This window comes from Beijerinckia sp. L45 (assembly GCF_009765775.1).
Classification (GTDB): Bacteria; Pseudomonadota; Alphaproteobacteria; order Rhizobiales; family Beijerinckiaceae; genus RH-AL1.
The window spans coordinates 33173-52996 of sequence record NZ_LMUU01000259.1; the positions used below are offsets into that span (position 1 = coordinate 33173).

Genomic DNA, 19824 nt, shown 5'->3' on the forward strand with positions numbered 1-19824 from the left:
ATGGAGAGCATGCCTTACCGCCCCAGATAGACTTCGATCACCCGTGGCTCGGCGCTGACGACGTCGAGCGGCCCCTCCGCCAACACCGACCCTTCGTGCAGGACGGTGACGGTGACGCCGAGATCGCGCACGAAGGTCATGTCGTGCTCGACGACCACCACCGAATGGTCCCGCGCGATCTCGCGCAACAGGTCCGCCGTCTGCACCGTCTCGGCATCGGTCATCCCGGCGACCGGCTCGTCGACGAGCAGCAGCTTCGGGTCCTGCGCCAGCAGCATCCCGATCTCGAGCCATTGCTTCTGGCCATGCGACAGGTCGGCGGCCATGCGCGCCCGGTGATCCGTCAGCCGCGTTGTGCGCAGGATCGTCTCGATCTTCTCGAGCTGGCCCACCGCAGGCTTGCCGAACAGGGTGGCGAAGGGCCCACGCGGCGCCTTCAGTGCCAGCAAAATATTGTCCTCGACGGTGTGGCTCTCGAACACGGTCGGCTTCTGGAACTTGCGCCCGATGCCGAGTTCGGCGATCGCCGGCTCGTCCAGCTTGGTGAGATCGTGTGACCCGGCAAAGTAGACGGTGCCACTGTCCGGCTTGGTCTTGCCGGTGATGACATCCATCATGGTGGTCTTGCCAGCGCCGTTGGGCCCGATGATCGCCCGCATCTCGCCAGGCCGAAGCACGAGGGAAAGGCCGCGCAACGCCTTGTAGCCGTCGAAGGCGACAGCAACGTTGTCGAGATAAAGCAGCGAGGAGGTCAGCGCCGGTCTGTCAATCATCTGTCCACCGGCACGTTGGCGTCGATCGCGGCCTCGACACTGGCGGGCGCGTCTTTGCGCGGCGGCGCGCGCCGGCGACGCGGATCGAGAAGGCCGAGGATTCCTTTCGGCATGAAGATCGTGACGACGATGAACAGAGCCCCAAGCGCGAAGAGCCAGGCGCTGGGAAAGGCGCCGGTGAGGTAGGTCTTGCCGAAATTGACGAGCACCGCGCCGAGTGCGGCGCCGACCAGCGTGCCGCGGCCGCCGACGGCGACCCAGATCACCGCCTCGATCGAATTGGTCGGTTGGAATTCGCTGGGGTTGATGATGCCGACCTGCGGCACGTAGAGCGCTCCGGCGATGCCGGCCATCATCGCCGACAGCGTAAAAATCACCAGTTTGTAGTTTTCCACGCGGTAGCCGACGAAGCGCGCGCGGGATTCCGCATCGCGGATGGCGACGAGAACTTTTCCGAACTTCGAAACGACGATCGCTTGCGACGCGACGAGGGCAGTGGCAAGGGCGAGAGCGGACAGTGAGAACAGGACGGCGCGCGTCGCGTCGGCCTGGACGTTGAACCCCACAATATCCTTGAAGTCGGTAAGCCCGTTGTTGCCGCCGAAGCCCATGTCGTTGCGAAAGAAGGCGAGCAGCAGCGCGTAGGTCATCGCCTGGGTGATGATCGAGAGATAGACGCCGTTGACGCGCGAGCGAAACGCAAGAAAGCCGAAGACAAAGGCGAGAATGCCCGGCACCAGCAGCACCATCAGCATGGCATAGGCGAAATGGTTGAAGCCCCACCATGTCACCGGCAGCGCCTTCATGTTGAGGAAGACCATGAAGTCCGGCAGGATAGGGTCGGCATAGCTGCCGCGGGTGCCGATCTGGCGCATGAGATACATGCCCATCGCGTAGCCGCCGAGCGCGAAGAACGCGCCATGGCCGAGCGAGAGAATGCCGCAATAACCCCAGACGAGATCGAGCGATACGGCGAGCAGCGCGAAGCATAGATATTTGCCGAACAGCGCCACGAGATAGGACGGTACGTGCAGGGCCGAGGACTCCGGCAGTGCGAGCAGCAGAAGCGGCACCAGGATCGCGAGAGCGACGAGACTGATCACCGCGCCCATCGTGCGGCGGTGGCTGGCAAGGCGCGCGGTCAGCATGAGCAGCGTCTCGTCATGCTTCCACCGCCCGGCCCTTCAACGCGAACAGGCCGCGCGGCCGCTTCTGGATGAACAGGATGATGAAGACGAGGATCGCGATCTTCGCCAGCACCGCACCGGCGAAGGGTTCCATGAACTTGTTGCCGATCCCCAAGGTAAAAGCGGCGACGAGAGTCCCCCACAAATTCCCAACGCCGCCGAAGACGACGACCATAAAACTGTCGATGATGTAGCTCTGCCCGAGGTTGGGCGAGACATTGTCGATCTGCGACAGCGCGACGCCGGCGATCCCGGCGACGCCGGAACCGAGCCCGAACGCCAGCCCATCGGCCCGGTTGGTGTTGATGCCGATGGCGGATGCCATGCGGCGGTTCTGCGTCACCGCGCGGATGCGTAACCCGAAGGAGGTCAGCCGCAGCAGCATCTGCAGCGCGATGAAGACGGTGACGGCGAAGATGATGATCCAGAACCGGCCGTAGGTGATCGACAGCCCACCGATCTGCGTCGTGCCCGCCATGAAGGCCGGGGCGCCGACCTCGCGGTTGTTGGCGCCAAAGATCGTGCGCACCAACTGCTGCAGGATCAGCGACAGGCCGAAGGTCGCCAGCAGGGTTTCGAGCGGCCGGCCATAGAGAAAGCGGATGATCGTGCGCTCGATCAGCATGCCGATGGCGCCGGTCATCGCGAACGCGACCGGCAGTGCGATCAGCAGGGAATAGTCGAACAGCGCCGGGTACCGCGTGCGGATCAGCTCCTGGGTCATGAAGGTCGCGTAGGCGCCGAGCATCACCATCTCGCCATGCGCCATATTGATGACGCCCATCACGCCGAAGGTGATGGCGAGGCCGATCGCCGCGAGCAGCAGCACCGAGCCGAGTGACAGGCCGTACCAGGCGTTCTGCGCGTATCCCCAGAGCGCCAGTTTGGTGGTGACCGCGGCGTGCCCCGCGTCCGCCTCGGCCTTGACCGCGCCGGTGCTGGCCGCCGCGACCTGATCGAGCACGGCCAGCGCTTCCCGATCGCCGTGCGCCGCCACCGTCTTGATCGCGGCGATGCGGTCGGCGTCGCTGGCGCTGGTCTTGAGCGCTATCAGCGCGGCGGTGGCGAGATCCATCATCGTCTTGACTCGCATGTCCTTCTCTTTGGCGAGAGCCGCGGTCAAAGCCGGCAGCGCCGCGGTATCGCGGGATTTGAAGATGCTCTGCGCGGCATCGGCGCGGCGGCCCGGGTCGGCGACGCCAGCATGACCGTCCCGAAGGCGACGGCGAGGGCGCCGCGCACGCGATTGTTGAGACGCACGGGCTTTAAGGTCGCCGGCTCGGTCGCGACGGCAGCGCCGGTCGCGGCGTCGCTGAGATGGCCCTCCGCATCTTTTATAAAGACCGCTTTGGGATCGACCGTGAAGAACAGATGGTCCGCCTTCAGCGCTTCGAGAACCGGTGCAGCGCGGGCGTCACCGCTGACGGCGAGCGCGGCAATGGCTTTGTCCGTCGCGGCAAAATTATCCTTCGTGAAATCGTCGAGGAGCGCGGCGGTCGGCGTCTCCGCCCAAGCCGAGGTCACGCCGGCCAGGGCCATGAAGCCAAGGCCGACGGAAGCGAAAGCGGCGAACAGGGCAAAGCGCACGAAGGCCCCTTTGGATTGCATCCGCCCGCGCCGGTCAGGCGGGCGGCGTGATGCGTCTCAGGCGCCGCACTTCTTGGTGACGGTGTTGTAGTTGCCGCACTTCAGCGTCTTCCAGTCGCCGACGAGATCCTTCGAACCGTCGAGCTCGCGCGACCACGCGTCGCCCGCGATGAGTTTGTCGGATTTCCACACGACGTCGAACTGGCCGTCGGCCTTGATCTCGCCGATGAACACCGGCTTGGTGATATGGTGATTGGCGAGCAACTCGGCGGTGCCGCCGGTGAGGTTGTCCTGCGTGATGCCGACGAGCGTATCGATCACCTTGTCGGGCTCTGCGCTGCCGGCTTTTTCGACGGCCTTCACCCACATGTTGAAGCCGATGTAATGCGCTTCCATCGGATCGTTGGTGGTGCGCTTCGGGTTCTTGGTGAAGGCATGCCACTGCTCGATGAACGCCTTGTTGGCGGGCGTATCGATGGATTCGAAGTTGTTCCAGGCCGCGAGATGGCCGACCAGCGGCTTGGTGTCCATGCCGGCGAGCTCTTCCTCGCCGACCGAGAAGGCGCAGACCGGAATGTCCGTGGCCGCGATGCCCTGGTTGCCGAGTTCCTTGTAGAACGGCACGTTGGCGTCGCCGTTGATCGTCGACACGACCGCCGTCTTCTTGCCCGACGAGCCGAAGCGCTTGATGTCCGCGACGATCGTCTGCCAGTCGGATTGCCCGAACGGCGTGTAGTTGATCATGATGTCGTCGGGGGCGACGCCCTTCTTCTTCAGATAGGCTTCGAGAATCTTGTTGGTGGTGCGCGGATAAACGTAATCGGTGCCCGCCAGCACCCAGCGCTTGACCTCGCCGCCATCGGCGGAGGCGAGGTAGTCCACGGCGGGGATCGCCTGCTGGTTGGGCGCGGCGCCGGTATAGACGACGTTGCGCTCGCTCTCCTCGCCCTCGTATTGCACGGGATAAAACAGCAGGCTGTCGAGTTCCTTGAACACCGGCAGGACGCTCTTGCGCGACACGGAAGTCCAGCAGCCGAACGCCACGGAGACCTTGTCCTTGGCGATGAGTTCGCGCGCCTTCTCGGCGAACAGCGGCCAGTTCGAGGCGGGATCGACGACGACCGCTTCGAGCGGCCGCCCAATCACGCCGCCTTTCTTGTTCTGCGCGTCGATGAGCATCAGCATCACGTCTTTCAGCGTCGTCTCGCTGATCGCCATCGTGCCGGACAGCGAATGAAGGATCCCGATCTTGATCGGTTCGGCCGCGGCCAGCGGACCGACGCTGCCGAGCGCTCCGGCACCGGCGACGGCGCCTGATGCTTGGAGAAGCCGACGGCGGGTAACGCTGCTAAATGAATTTGAGGACATGGAACCACCCCCTTCCGATGCTTCAAGGCATTCAAAGGCCGTGCCATCGCAACGCGCTTCCGCTGCGTTATCTGACGTAAGGAGGGCCTATCGCGGCGCGCGTAACGATGCCCTTACGGGCATCATCCCCGCTGCCGCGAAGCAACTGATCGCGGCGAGATAGCCGCGCCGTTCTGGCCCCCAAGAGCCAATGACCTAAGACGTGCAATCAAGGGCGGTTGCCCGGGGTCATCATGAACTGTGCAATCGTTCATCGGGCGGCGCGATTTCGGTCACCAAATCCCGATGCAACGTCTTGTTCGCAAGCGGTTCGAGGGTCATTTCCCGGGCTTCGAGACGAGCCGTACAGGTATAGGAAACACGGCCGTCGACCAGCACCATGCATTCCTTGCAGGCATTGGCGTTGATGCAACTGAAGCGAAATCCCAACGACGGATCATGGAGCTTTTGAATGCGCCGCAACCCGTCGAGAACGGACTCACCAAGTTCGAACGGCAGATCGAAGATGGACCAGGAGGGCGCGTCAACCGCTCCGCCTCTGCGGATCTTAAGGCGAGCCGAAGGCATCAGCATGATCTCCCACTTTTGTCGTGCGCATATCCAGTCCGTGAGAGCCGCGCCGCAAAACGAGATTGCGCGTCCAGTCTGCGCTCAATGACGGAAAGTCCTCCCGTTGATGGGCCCCTCGGGACTCCGTTCGTCGAAGCGCCGAGCGCACGACGCAGTCGGCGACCACGAGCGCGTTGCGCAAATCGAACCAATCGAGCCGTTGAACCGGCCAGTGGCCGATCGAGCCGGATGGCCGATCGCCGGCCTCGGTTCGGATGCGCGCAAGCGTGTCGAGCGCTCGAAGCAGCCCCGCCTCTGTCCGGAACGGACCGACATCGTCGGACATGGTGGCTTGAAGTTCGGCAAACAAAGCGCCGGGAAGAGCCGCGTCAGGTTGATGGCTTCCGAGAAGATCGAGAGCTTCGGTCGCACCGTCGAATGCGGATGCCCGGCCTGTTGTCGAATGGCTATGCGCGGCGGCGTTGGTACCGGCTTCTCGGCCGAAAACCAGTCCCTCTGTGACGGCGTTGCCGCTCAGACGGTTCGCACCGTTCGAACCGCCGACGGCTTCGCCGGCCGCGTAGAGTCCTGTCACATCGGTCTCCATCGACGGCCCGACGCGGACGCCGCCCATGTGGTAGTGGGCGATTGGCGCGACCTCGACGGGGCGTTGCGTCAAGTCGATGCCGTTTGCCGCCAATCGGTCTATGACGGGACCGAAGGCTTCCCTTAGAGCGGCCTCCGGCACATGCTCGAAACTGAGATAGGCGCCGCCCGACGGGGTTCCGCGGCCGGCCTCGACCTCTTTCATGATCGCGTAAGTCGCCAGATCTCGCGTCGTCACGTAGCGGCCGCCTGCCCCTTCGCCATAGCGATCGAGAAACTCCTCGTCCTCGCCGTTGAGAAGGCGGCCACCAAGCTTGTAGCGAAACGGATCCCACATGATGGGATCCATGCCGATCAACCGGGGCGCCAGATGCCCGATCGGAAAGAATTGCACGAACTCCATGTCGATGAGGGAGGCGCCGGCTCGCAAGGCGAGAGCATAGCCGTCGCCCGCCATATTCAGCGACGCGCTGTTGCGCCGATAGAGTCGCGTCAACCCCCCGGTCGCGATGATGACCGATGGCGCCGTGATGACGACCGGCTGGCCGTCCTGCAGGGAGAAACCGACGGCGCCCCGAATTGCTCCGTCCGTGACGACGAGGTCCGTAATGCAAAGGTCGCCGATCCTGCGGATCGAACTTTGGCGTTGAACCTGGGCGCGAAGCGTTTTCGAGATTGCCGGCCCCGAGGACAGGAAGTCCACATAAGCGCAACGGGGCCGGTCGTGGCCCGGCGCATGGGCTTGACGGATCCTTCCGTCATCATGGCGCGCCCAACCGACACCCCAGCCGTCGAGACGCCGCAACTCGCCGGGCCCCCGTTCGCAGACGATCGCCGCGAGCCTTTCGTCGCAGAGGCCGCGGCCGGCTTGCAGCGTATCGGCCAAATGATGTTCCGCGGCGTCCGGAACCTCTTCGCCAAGCGCTGCAGCCACCGTCATCTGCGCCATGACCGTGGCGCCGCCACGACCAATGAGGCTTCGGTCGATGAGCAGGACCGCCGCGCCGGCGCTTGCCGCAGCCAGAGCGGCCGACATGCCGGCCGCCCCCGACCCGATGACGAGCACGTCGGTGACGAGGCTGGTGGTCTCCTGGTCGATGGTCATGACGCCTCCTGTGCCGATCCGAAGCCGCCGCCGCCGGGTGTCTCGATAACGATGCAGTCGCCTGCGCCAACTTCGGCCCGAAAGATCCCGGGACAACCCTCGTTTGTTCCGTCCAGGCGCTGGATCCACTGGCGGCCGACCGCCCCAGGATCTCCTCCGTCCAAGCCGAGAGGTACCTGGGTTCGCCGCGACGACACGAGGACAGCAGTCATCGGCTCAAGGAACCGGAGCCGCCTGACGGCTCCATCGCCGCCGCGGTGCCGACCCCGGCCGCCGGACCCGGTGCGGACGGAAAACTGTTCGACCCGGACGGGATAGCGAAGCTCGAACACTTCCGGATCGGTCATCCGCGTGTTCGTCATATGCGTGTGCACCGCCGATGCACCATCGAACCCCGGGCCGGCGCCGGCACCCCCACAGATCGTCTCGTAGTATTGGCGTGTCGCGTCGCCAAACAGGAAGTTGTTCATGGTGCCCTGCCCACACGCCAAAGCCCCAAGAGCCAGGAACAAGGCATTGCAGATGGCTTGCGAGACCTCGGTGTTGCCGGCCACCACCGCGTGGCCCGGCTCCGGCGACAGGAACGTGCGCGGCGGGATGATGATGGTGATCGGCCTAAGGCATCCGTCGTTCAACGGAATGTCTTGGCCGACGAGGCAGCGGAAGACGTACAGCACAGCCGCGCGCGAAACAGCCGGCGGCGCATTGAAATTGTCCTCCCGCTGCGCGCCCGTGCCCGTGAAGTCGACCACAGCGGTACGTCTGGCATGATCCACCTCGACGCGAACGGCGAGCGGCGAACCATCGTCCATGGTGTACAGGGTCGAACCGCTCTTGATACGATCGATGACCTTGCGGACGCTCTCTTCGGCATTGTCCATGACGAAACCCATGTAGCGAAGAACGGTGTCGCGCCCGTACGTCGCGATCACACGTTCGAGTTCGTGGACGCCTTTCTGGTTCGCTGCGATCTGCGCCTTGATGTCCGCCACGTTCACGTCGGGGCTTCGCGCGGGATAAGGGCCCCCGGACAGGAGTTCGCGAAACGCCTGCTCCTGAAAAACACCGTCGGTGACGAGAAGGAAGTCGTCGATCACGACGCCCTCTTCCTCCAATCGTCGGGAGTTCGGTGGCATCGAGCCGGGCGTCGTGCCCCCGATGTCAGCATGGTGACCGCGCGACCCCACGAAAAACAGGATGTCGCGCCCGCCATCGGCGAACACGGGGGTGATGACGGTGATGTCGGGAAGGTGCGTGCCCCCGGCATACGGGTTGTTCAAGGCGATGACGTCACCCGGATTCAGCGACGAACCGCGCGAGCGCAGGACGAGCCTGACGCTCTCGCTCATCGCCCCGAGGTGCACGGGCACGTGCGGCGCATTGGCCACCAGATTACCGTCGGAATCGAAGATGGCGCAGGAAAAGTCCAGCCGCTCCTTGATGTTCACGCTTTGCGCGGTGTTCTGCAGGACCGTCCCGGTCTGCTCGGCGATGCTCATGAAGATGTTGTTGAAGAGTTCGAGCTTGACGGGATCGGCCGTCGCCAAATCCTTCGACGCCAGGGACCCGAGCGGCACGGTCCGTTGCAGAAGCAGATGCCCGGCAGAGGTCACGGTTGCCGACCATCCGATTTCGATCACGGTGGTCGCGTTCGCCTCCTTGATCAGGGCCGGGCCCTCGATGCGCTTTCCCTTCGGAAGCGAGGTCCGCTCGAAAACCGGTGCGGCGTGAGACGCGCCATTCGACCAGATGACACCGCTTTCGAGGTCGACGTCTTGCGCCGGACTAAGCGCTTGAACCGCGAGGTCGGCGAGCACGTCGGTCTCTCGTAGAGCGATGACCCGAAGGGAATCGACGACGATGCCGCGCTCAGAAGACGGAAAACCGAACTGGCGTCGATGCGCCTGATCAAAGCGTTCGATGATCTCGTCATACGTCCCGTAGGCAACGACGAGGACCGCTTCCGTTCCCTGATGCCGAAGGCTGATCCATCGTTCGTAACGAATGGCGCTGGCGCCTGCGCCCTGCAGACCCAAATCGGCTGCCGCGGCCTCCGTGAGGCGGCCCGCCAGCTCCTGGAGCTCGTTAAGCGAGGCGCGTTCGAACGCCTTTTCAACGGCCTGCTCGCGCAGGGCGCTTCGATCGGCGAGGCCCATACCATAAGCCGATAACACGCCGGCGAAGGGGTGGAGAAGGATCGAACCGATGCCGAGCTGATCGGCGACCAGGCAGGCATGTTGTCCGCCGGCGCCGCCGAAGCACGACAGCGTGAACGCACTGGGATCGAGGCCTTTGTATAGCGACACCTGCTTGATCGCGCGCGCCATGTTGGCAACGGCGACCTGCACGAAGCCCTCCGCGATGTCCCGGGGATCCATGCGGCGGCCGGTGGCCTGTTCGACATCCGTCGCGAGCTGGTCGAATTTCCGGCTCACGACATCGACGTCGATGAAGGCGTCGCCGTGATCCCCGAAGATCTTTGGAAAATGGGACGCGCGGATCTTTCCGAGCAGCACGTTTGCATCGGTCACGGTCAGGGGACCGCCGCGTCGATAGCAGGCCGGCCCAGGGGTCGCGCCCGCGCTTTCCGGGCCGACCCGAAACCGCGCGCCATCGAAGACGAGGATGGACCCGCCGCCCGCTGCGACGGTGTTGATGGAAAGCATCGGGACGCGGATCTTGACTCCGCCTATCTCGCTTTCGACGGTCCGTTCGAACTGACCGGCATAGAGACAGACGTCGGTGGACGTGCCGCCCATGTCGAAGCCGATGATGTGATCGACGCCTTCCACCGCTGCCGTGCGTGCGGCGCCGACGAGCCCGCCCGCCGGTCCGGAAAGCAGTGCGTCCCGGCCGCGAAACGCGTTAGCCTCGGCAAGCCCGCCGTGGGACTGCATGAAGAGGACCGGGACGCCCGGAAGGTCTGCTACGAACTGATCGACATAGCGCTTGAGAATCGGCGAGACATAGGCGTCTACGACGGTCGTTTCCGCTCGCGGGATGAGGCGCAGAAGCCGGCTGGTGTCGTGACTGACGGAAACCTGTTCGAAGCCGGCGTCGCGCGCGAAGCCCGCCAAGGTCTGTTCCTGGGCAGGATACTTCCAGGCATGCATGAGGGCGATCGCGCAGGCCTTGAACCCGTTGGCCGCCGCCTCTGCAAACAAACGGCGGGCCTCGTCCTCGTCAACGGCGGACACTTCGATGCCGTCTGCACCGACACGACAGGAGACCTCCGCAACCTTCTGGTACAGCGGATCCGGCAGGAGGATGTTCAAGTCGAAAAGCTTCGGACGTGTCTGATCGCCAATGCGGAGGGCATCTTCGAATCCGCGATTGACGACGAGAAGCACCGGCTCTCCCTTGCGCTCAAGCAGCGCATTGGTTGCCACGGTCGTTCCCATCCGAACGCCGTCGATCAAGCCGTCCGGGATCCGGCTATCGAGTGCCACGCCGAGGAGATGCTTGATACCAGCGACGGCCGCGTCACGATAATGATCCGGCCGTTCACTCAGGAGCTTGTGGGTCTGCAGGCTTCCGTCCGGTCGAACGGCCACGATGTCGGTAAACGTGCCACCGCGGTCCACCCAAAATTGCCAGCCCATTCTACGATCCAGACCTTCTAAATTCGGGATGATTGGAGCGTCGAGGATGCAAACAGATCTTCGACGGAAAGATCCGTGTCGATCAGTCCATCCTGCGCGGAGTAGCGGAGCATTGTCTCGATTTCGTGCCGGTTTTCATCGACGCCGTAGGGCCAGAAGTCGTGTCCTAGGACCTCCCGCGTCGCCGCGAGTTCAGCCGAAAGCCAGGGTAACGTCGTGCGAAACGCCGTCTGATACTCGAGATCGACGATCGCTGCAGCCTTCGCTTGCCTGAACGCTTTATAGACGCTTGCCGCGAGCCATGGCCATTGCGCCAGCAACGCCTTGCGGACCACCACAACGTGCATGATCGGATGGATCTTCGTCTTGGCGTAATAATCCTGTTCGGCACGACGGTAGTCCGGGAACAAACGACCGATGTGCGGCAGCTGCTGGACGAAGCACGAGGGAACGCCAGGCATGATCACGGCGTCCAGAGAACCGCGCGCCAGCATGCCGGACAATGTCTCATCGGTCGGTATAGCTTGGACATCGATCCCCGAGGGGAGCTCGATACGCATCCGCTCCTTGCGCCCGGGCTCTTCAGCGCCTCCCGTGCGCCAGCGGATCGCGTCGACGTCCACCCCATGCTGGTCCCGCAGAAGCCCCCGTTGCCAGAGCGCTGCCGTCATCTGGTACTCGGGCACGCCCACCGTGCGGCCGCGCAGATCCTCGGGCCGATCGATGCCACGATCGGTTCGGATATAGAATCCGGAATGACGAAAGGCCCGCGAGAGAAAGGCCGGGACCGCAACGTATTGGGAAATGCCCTTGGCGACCTGCAGAATATAGGTGCTGAACGACATCTCGCAAACATCGAACTCCGCATGACGGGCGGCGCGGAAGAAGAGCTCTTCGGGATTGAGCTCGATGTAGTTGACCGCGCACCCTTCGATCTCGATGTGGCCATCGCGGATGGCTCTAACCCTGTCGTAAGGGCCGGTCGCCACCGTGATTGAGAGCTTAGGCAAAGGCGTCCTCTTCATCTTCTTCGGCGGCGCGCTGCGCTGCCACTCTGCGCGTCAAAATTGCAGTCTGCGGGGGCCGTCAAAAGCCCATTGCGTCCCTCATAGACTAATACAACTTTGCGTAAACGGATAGATATTCTAAAATGTGACGCAAATGAGAAGCTTTCAAACTCTAGCCAATCGTGAGCCCGCACTCTAGGAGTTGGTATTTTCACCAACTCAAATGCAGCGTGTGACGATGGATAGGGCGCGATGATACACGACAGAATTAGCGCGGATGAAATCCGAGCGCCAATTCAGCAAAGTCTGACGCGCCGTCACTGGGCGGTCCTGGCCATCACGATGCTGTTGTGGATGTTCGACGGTTACGAGACATACGCTCTGCTCCTGACGATCGGGCCGTCGCTGCATGAACTCGTTCCGGCCTCCCAGCTTCACGATTTGCCGCGATTTGCCGCTTATCTCATCTCGTTAACGCTTTTTGGATGGGCGATTGGCGGCGTGATCGGCGGACTGGTCGGCGACCGGATCGGACGTCGCTATACGATGATCGGGTCTGTGGTTCTCTACAGCCTCTTCACCGGCAGCAGCGCATTCGCCCACTCCTGGGAGACTTTGGCGTTGACGCGCTTCCTCACCGGGGTCGGCTTGGGCGCCGAGTGGGGGGTGGGAACCTCTTTGCTTCAGGAAGTCTGGCCCGATCGGTTGCGCACCAAAGCGGCCGGCGTCCTGCAGGCCGCTTTCTCGGGCGGCTTCGTCGTCGCATCCTTGCTTTGGCTGGCGATCGGCGGTGCCTCCGGGGGAACATGGCGATGGATGTACGTCGCCGGAATCATTCCCGCCATTTTCGTCATCCTCGTCAACCGCATGATCCCGGAGTCCGATCGCTGGTCGCGTGCGGCATCGTCAGGGCCGTCGATCGGCATCCTGCTCAAAGCAAATCGAAGAAATCTCGCACTCGCGACGCTTGTCTCGGCGTCGATCACGGTCGGTTTTTGGGCCATTTCGTCATGGGTTCCGACCTATGTCGCGACATTGACGCGTGATCCAAAAAACGCAGTCTTCTACGCCGGTCTCGCGGGTTTGCTCTTCGCGATCGGGGAAATCATCGGCTGCGTTGCATTCGGGCTGCTTGCAGAGCGATGGGGGCGGCGCGGCACTCTGATCTTCTACCTCGCGGGATCGATCATCATCACGCCGATCCTGTTTCTGCTCGTCAGCGACGCGAAGACCTTCGTCGTCTTGCAAATCGCAAATGGCTTTTTGACCGGCGGGCTATACGGCTGGTTTGCTATCCATCCGCCTGAGCTCTTCCCAACGAGCATCAGATCCAGCGCGATCAGCATCATCTTCAACTCCGCTCGCTTCTTGGCTATGTTGGGGCCGTTGCTCTCATCCGCTTTCATCGCGTTCTTTGGAGGCTATGGCGAGGCGGCCACCATCTTTTCCGGTTGCTTCGCAGTCGGAATTGTCGCGGTTCTTTTCCTCCCGGAGACGCGCGGGAAGCCGCTTCCAGCATAGACGCCGCAGCCGCGAGCCTTGAGCACGGCTTTAGCTTGCATATCCAATCAATAGACGCTGCCACGATGAGGCAGCGCTTTCACACGTGGACCGTTTCGGTCAGCGCAGGTCGACTGTCGGCTTTGCGCGCAAGTTCTGTTGCAACCGAACCGAGAAATACCCTTGGTCATCGCGCCTCTGAGGCCGTTGCAGATTTAGCGCACTGAAAATAAAGGCGACGCTTCCGTAGCGTGAGCAGATGTGTCAACAAAGCGTGACGAAATCTGTCAAAAAAGTGTCTTGAGTAAGCCCTACGTGCACCGACCAACCAAGTCGGCGTCCGTTCGAGTGTCCAAGTCATGTTCGTTTCCCGAAAAGCCAATGTCTCCCGCTCGAGCGCCCTTGGAACACTTCTTTATGCTGGCCTGATCACGCCGGCGATTCTGCTTGCGGTCTGCGGGACCACCGCTCAGGCCGGGCAACTCGCGGCCAACGCCTTCCAGACCTACAACGCCGCTGCCGCCGCGGCGATCCAGGCCGGCCCGACCGCGCTCTTTGCTGTTTCCGTCGACAGCCTGCGTCCGACGCAGCTCAACGAAGGCCTGACCGAAGTCGGCAAGAAGACGGCGGGCTTCGATCTCCTGTCGCCGTCACAACTGCAGGCGAATCTGCTGACCGACATCGAACCTGTCGTCATCGGACCCGGCGGCCAGCTCTACCTGACGGATGGGCATCACACCCTCACGGCTTTGGAAGACTCGATCTACGGCGCGTCGAACCCGACGGTCTTTGTCGATGTCATCGCCAACTACTCCAATCTGACGACGGCACAGTTCTTCGCGACGCTCCAGGCGCAGAACCTCTTGTTGCCGCTCAATGACGGTGTCCCGCAGACCGTGAATACGGCGACGGGCGCGCCGTTTCCGACAGCTCTCACTGGTTTGACCAGCGACGTTTATCGCGGGCTCGAATACAGCATCCTCAAGAACAAAAGCTCGACGCTGTTCACGACGGCGGCGAACATCACCGGAGCGGTCGGCGCGTCGACCCCCGGCCTCGACAAGATGACGGGTTTCTACGAGGATTTCTTCGAGGCGGCTGCCTACCGCAATGCCAACGGCGGCCTCGGGCTGCCGACGATCTCGCCGGGCGACGTTGCGCTCGCCACCCAGTGGAATCTCAATCCGGCGAGCGTGACGACGCTGCCGAACGTCGCCGGCACCGTTACAGCGGCGCAGCTGCCGGGCTTCATTCTGGCCAACAGCATCACTTTGAACGGAGTCATCAGCAACGCGACGCTCGCCACCGGTGCGCTCGACGGCAACGGTACCTTCACCGGCCTCACGACGATCAACGCCGGCACCGCAGCGGCGCCGATCACGATCGGTACACCGAACACCGGCTTCGTGCTGCAACTCGGCGCCGATAAGGGCAACACGGTCACGTTGAGCGGCGCCAACACCTATACCGGCGGCACGTCGCTGCTCGCGGGCACGCTGATCGTCGCCAACGATGCTTCGCTCGGCGCCGCGGTCCCCGCCGGCGCGACCATCGATCCCGCGAACATCAAGACCAGCGTGCAGGCGGCCAACGGCATCGTCTTCAACAGCCTCGACGAAGGCGCTGCCACCTTGCAAATCGGTACCGCCGCCGGCAACGGCACCAGCACGTTCACGACGCTGCGCCCGATCGCCGTCGGCGGCGAAACCGCGACGATCGACCTGAATGGCTACGTGACCACGCTGAGTGGCCCGATCGTCTCGCTTGGCGTCAACAACATCGGTATCGGCAACGCGTCAGGAGCCTCGGACCTCACGATCGACGACAACAGCGCAAACCTGGGCGTGCTGGTCCTGTCCGGCAACAATTCCCTGTTCTACGGCAATCTCATCATCGGCAACACCAATGCGCCAACGGTGAAGGTGATGGACGACGCCGCGCTCGGCAATACCGTGGCGACCGCGGGGCAGATCAGCCAGATCGACTTGAACAGCGGCACGCTACAGGCTGGCGCCTCCTTCACCGCGCTTGAGCGCAACATCTTCCTCGGCAGCGGCAGCACGATCGACGTCAACGGTTTCACCACGAGCTGGGGAACGCTGACCGATGTGCAACGCGCGCTCGTTATCACCAACAGCAACAAGACGACCGCCGGCGCTGCGACGTTCGCCAATCTGACCATCGGCGGCACGGCTACATTGCAGTTGTCAGGCGGCAAGGCCGGCGAAACGGTCACGCTGACCAACGGTATTGCCCGCAGTGGCGCCGGCACGCTGATCATCCAGCCGACCTCCGCGACGTCGCTCGGCACTGCCACGGAAACGCTGCGGTCTGGCGTCGGGACCGCCTCGCTCATCGACGGCATCGCGCCGGCGTGGATCGTGACGAATAACGGCGGCTCGAAAAGCGTCGGCCCTTATGACTTCGTGACCTACGGTGCCAATGGCTACGTCAAGGCGACTTACACCGGTACGACGCTGGGCACTGCGCCGACGGCGGTCGTCGCGCTGGCCGCCAATGCGGCGCCGGTCGGCAACGTCAGCGCCTTCGCGCTCAACACCGAAGGCAAGACCATCACGCTCGGCGCCGCCAATAGCCTGACCCTAGGCGATGGCACGGATGCGGCGGGGCTCATTCTCGCCACCGGCAGCGCGATCAGCCAGGGCACCCTGGCCTTCGGCGGCAGCGAGGGCGTCATCTGGCTGAGCGGGACCAACGCGACGATCTCGTCGAAGATCACCGGCAGCAATGGCCTGACCTTCGCCGGCTCGGGGGCCGTTGCGCTCAGCACGGCAGCAGCGGTCAGCGGTTTGATCACGATCGACTCAGGCACGGTGACGCTTGCCGGCGCCAACATCTTCGGCACCGATGCCGCCGGCATCAATCTGGCCGATACCAAAAGCAAGCCGGCACCCGCCACCTTGTCGGTGACTGCGAACAACACGCTCACCACCTTGAGCTCTGTCGGCAACAACAGCGTCGTCCTCCTGAGCAACGGCGCCGCGTTGACGGTCGGCGACACGACCAACAACCTCAGCTCGGTCCTGAACAGCACGATCACCGAGACCGGCGCCGCGGTCGCCGGGGCGTTGACGCTCAACGGCTCCGGCCTCTTCGACGTGAGCGGCGGCAGTAAGAACGCACTCGGCCTTCTCGCCGGCAGCTCTGTCGTTCTCAACAACAGCGCGCAGCTGCGTGCGGTGGCCAACGAATTCGCGACCAACTTCGGGATCGTTTTGAACGGGACGAGCCAGCTGCAGTTCGCGCAGAACGGCGGCGGCGTCTTCGCCAACGCGGTGTCGGGCACCGGGTCTCTCGAACTGATCGGCGGCACGCTCAAGATCACCGGAACGGCCAACACCTATTCCGGCGGCACCTTCGTCGAGATCGGGGCCGTGCTCGACATCACCACCGCCAATCTCCCGGCGGTCAATCCCAACATCACCAACGCCGGTGGTTTGGTGGTCTTCGATCAGGCGACCAACGGCACCTATAACGGCGTCATCAGCGACGGCGCGCAGCTTGGCGTCGGCGCGACGCTGTCCGGCTCGTTCGACAAGGACGATAGCACCGGCGCCAACGCCGGCAACGTGATCCTCGCCAAGGCGCAGACCTTTACCGGTGCCACGACCGTCGAAGCCGGCACCCTGACGCTCGGCGCGGTCGACACGCTGGCGACCAGCAGCGGCGTCGATCTCGGCCGCGTCGGCGGCGGTGCGACCGCAACCCTGGCGCTCAGCGCCAACAATACGATCCAGGCGCTGTCGAGCGAGGCCGCCAACACAACGTCGGTCGCGCTCGGCGCCAACACCCTGACGATCAATACCGCGGCGACGACCGCGGTGAACTTCGGCGGCTCGATCGGCGGGACCGGGGGCCTCGTCAAGAGCGGCGCCGGAACGCAGGCCCTGAGCGGCGTCAGCACCTTTAGCGGCGCCACAACCGTCACCGGCGGTCTTCTGGGGCTCGCGAGCGGCGGTGCGATCACTCAAAGCGCGTCTCTGACGAACGGAGGCACCTTCCAGATCGATCAGGGCGCCTCGGCAACGTTCATGGGGGAGGTCACCAACACCGCAACCATCAACACCGCCGGCACCCTGGCCGCGGCCTCGTTCGCCAATTCGGGAACCCTGACCTCGACCGGGACGGTGACGGCCACGGGCGTCTTCACCAACACCGGCACGGTCATGGCATCCGGCACCTTCGCGGCGGCAAACGTCACGAACGCTTCCATCTTCGCAGTGATGGGACCGCTCGGCGGCCTGACCAGCTTTACGCAACAGGCCGGCACCTTCGATCTCGGCGGCAACACCGTCGGCCTCACCACCTTCGCTTTCACCGGGGGCGTCGCCCAGAACGGCACGTTGACCGTCTCCGGCACCGATACCGTCCAGGCGGGCACGATCACCGCAACGCTCGCCGGCACCGCGGCGCTCACCAAGACAGGCACCGGCACCGTCGACCTGACCGCCGCCAACACCTATTCCGGCGGCACGACCCTCTCGGGCGGCACGCTCGCCGTGGGCAGCAACACGGCGCTCGGCACCGGCCAGGTCGCGATGGCCGACGGCACGACGCTCGCCTTCCTCGCCAACGGCCTGACGATCGCCAACCCGTTCCTGTTCACCGGCACCGGTGACCCGACGGTCGATACCGGCGCCTTCACCGAGACGCTGTCGAGCGCCATCACCGGCACCGGCGCCTTGACCAAGGCGGGCACCGGCACCCTCGTCCTGACGGGCGCGAGCACCTATACCGGCGCGACGAGCGTCGCTCAGGGTGTCCTCGAGGTCGATGGCTCCATCGTCTCCGGCACCACCGTGCAGAGCGGCGCCGCCCTGACCGGCTCGGGCACGATCGGTGGCTTGACGGTGGCGAGCGGCGCGACGCTGTCGCCCGGCAGCGGCCTCACCGTCGGCACATTGACGGCGATCGGGCCGACGAGCTTTGCCGCCAATTCCTTCTTCGACGTGAAGGTCACGCCGACCACCAACGATCGTCTGAACACGACGGGCCTGGCGACGATCGCCGGCGGTACCGTCCAGGCGCTGATCGGCAACTTCAACTTCCCCAATGTGACGCGGGTGACGATCCTGACGGCGACGGACGGCGTCAGCGGGCAATTCGCGGCAGCAACGTCGAGCTCCGCCTTCCTGACGCCGACGTTGAGCTACGATGCCAACGACGTGTTCCTGACGCTTGCCCGCAACGACGTGTCGTTCGCGTCGGTCGGCGCCACATCGAACCAGCGCGCCGTCGGCCAAGCGATCCAGAATGCCGCGAACGCTCTTGTGGGCGGCCCGGCCAATCCCAACGGCGCCGCCATCCTCAACAACCTCATTCTCGGCAATGGGGCGGCCGCGCGTTCGACCTTCGACATGCTGTCCGGCGAGGGGCTGACCGGCGCGCAAAACCTCGCCTTCACGGCCAACAAGCTGTTCACCTCGGCCATGCAGGACCAGTCGGCGTTCTTCCGACCGGGCGGCGGAGTCAGCGTCAGCGTGTCGGCTGATACAGTCGTGCCGCTGGCCTATGCCGGCGAGACGCTTGCCTTCCCGAGCCCGATCCATCTCAACACCGAGGCGCCGCGCCCGTGGCGCGCCTGGTCGACCGGCTTCGGCGGTGGTGAATCGCTTCGTGGCAATGCCGGGGTCGGCGCCACCGGGCAAACCGACAGCATCGGCGGCGGCGCGGCCGGCATCGACTACAGGATTTCGCCGGACCTGCTGATCGGCGTCGCCGGCGGCGGCACAGATGGCAATTTCTACGCGCCGGGTGCTGCGACGCAGGGCGAGGTCAAGGGCGGCCACGCTGGTGTCTATGCCACCGCGACCTTCGGACCGGCCTACGTGCAGTCGAGCGTCGCCTTTTCGTCCTTTGAAAACACGACCCGTCGACAGGTCCAGGGCTTCGGTGCCTTGGCCGGCGAAACGGAAAACGGAAACTTCGGTTCGCGCGAAATCAGGGCCCGGATCGAGGCCGGACGCCGGCTCAATGTGGGCCTCGGCGCGGTGGGCGTCACGCCTTTCGTTGCCCTCGAAATCGCGGAACTGTGGACGAGCGGCTTCACCGAGCAGGCTGGCGGCGGTGGTCCCGGTGTTCTCGGCCTCGCCGTACCCGGCCAGAGCCTGGCCTCAGTCCCCGGCATCGTCGGCGCGCGCTTCGACACGGTTTACGCAATCGGCAACGGCATGACGCTGTCGCCGACGGTGAGCCTCGCCTATGTCCACGACTTCGCGCCGCAGCGCTCCTTGCAGGCGTCGCTGATCTCGCTGCCTGCCGCGAGCTTCATCGTCGACGGCGCGCGCCAGGCCAGCAATGCCGCGCAGGTCAAGGCCGGCGGCGAGCTCGCGGTGACCCAGAGCGTCACGCTGTTCGGCACCTTCGAAGGCGAGTTCTCGGGCGAGGCCACGAGCTACGCCGGGAAGGGCGGGATCAGGATCGGCTGGTAGCCGATCCTGTCGCTCGAGACCGCACACAACCGGGGCCGCCCGGGAAATCTTCCCTGTTTGTCCAGGTATTCTTTCCCGGCGTTTTGTC

Annotated in this window: 9 protein-coding genes and 1 pseudogene; 2 read left to right on the forward strand and 8 right to left on the reverse strand. The window is 64.1% G+C overall.

All coding sequences use genetic code 11. The features are described from left to right. Positions 1 to 14: 14 nt before the first annotated feature. The 8 genes and pseudogenes from urtD to GSQ79_RS26395 form a co-directional block, all read right to left on the reverse strand. Positions 15 to 773 carry an urea ABC transporter ATP-binding protein UrtD gene (gene urtD / locus GSQ79_RS26360; protein ID WP_158811718.1) on the reverse strand — a complete coding sequence of 253 codons (759 nt, stop codon included), beginning with the start codon at positions 771 to 773 and terminating at the stop codon, positions 15 to 17. Next, complete coding sequence (gene urtC / locus GSQ79_RS26365) at positions 770 to 1921, reverse strand: urea ABC transporter permease subunit UrtC (protein WP_158811719.1); 1152 nt, start codon at positions 1919 to 1921, stop codon at positions 770 to 772. Before urtC ends, urtD begins: the two co-directional genes overlap by 4 nt. Before the next feature lie 13 nt (positions 1922 to 1934). Then, positions 1935 to 3499, reverse strand: a pseudogene (gene urtB, locus GSQ79_RS26370) (urea ABC transporter permease subunit UrtB). A 105-nt stretch (positions 3500 to 3604) separates the two neighbouring features. Continuing rightward, positions 3605 to 4915, reverse strand: coding sequence for an urea ABC transporter substrate-binding protein (urtA, locus tag GSQ79_RS26375; protein WP_158811720.1), 1311 nt, complete (start codon positions 4913 to 4915; stop codon positions 3605 to 3607). Positions 4916 to 5146: 231 nt separating this feature from the next. After that, the gene (locus GSQ79_RS26380; protein WP_210253226.1) at positions 5147 to 5488 is read right to left on the reverse strand and encodes a 2Fe-2S iron-sulfur cluster-binding protein; all 342 of its coding nucleotides are present in this window, start codon (positions 5486 to 5488) and stop codon (positions 5147 to 5149) included. Beyond that, positions 5463 to 7175 carry an FAD-binding protein gene (locus tag GSQ79_RS26385; RefSeq protein WP_158811721.1) on the reverse strand — a complete coding sequence of 571 codons (1713 nt, stop codon included), beginning with the start codon at positions 7173 to 7175 and terminating at the stop codon, positions 5463 to 5465. Before GSQ79_RS26385 ends, GSQ79_RS26380 begins: the two co-directional genes overlap by 26 nt. After that, positions 7172 to 10777 (reverse strand): hydantoinase B/oxoprolinase family protein, encoded by a 3606-nt coding sequence (locus GSQ79_RS26390; RefSeq protein ID WP_158811722.1) that lies wholly within the window; start codon positions 10775 to 10777, stop codon positions 7172 to 7174. Before GSQ79_RS26390 ends, GSQ79_RS26385 begins: the two co-directional genes overlap by 4 nt. Positions 10778 to 10794: 17 nt before the next feature. After that, positions 10795 to 11787, reverse strand: coding sequence for an ABC transporter substrate-binding protein (locus tag GSQ79_RS26395; protein ID WP_210253227.1), 993 nt, complete (start codon positions 11785 to 11787; stop codon positions 10795 to 10797). Between the two features lie 249 nt (positions 11788 to 12036). Here GSQ79_RS26395 and GSQ79_RS26400 point away from each other — a divergent pair, with 249 nt between their 5' ends. Together GSQ79_RS26400 and GSQ79_RS26405 are read left to right on the forward strand one after the other, a co-directional pair. Further along, positions 12037 to 13305, forward strand: coding sequence for an MFS transporter (locus GSQ79_RS26400; RefSeq protein ID WP_158811724.1), 1269 nt, complete (start codon positions 12037 to 12039; stop codon positions 13303 to 13305). Between the two features lie 338 nt (positions 13306 to 13643). Beyond that, on the forward strand, positions 13644 to 19736 hold the full coding sequence (locus GSQ79_RS26405) for an autotransporter domain-containing protein (RefSeq protein WP_158811725.1): 6093 nt from the start codon (positions 13644 to 13646) through the stop codon (positions 19734 to 19736). Positions 19737 to 19824 lie beyond the last annotated feature (88 nt).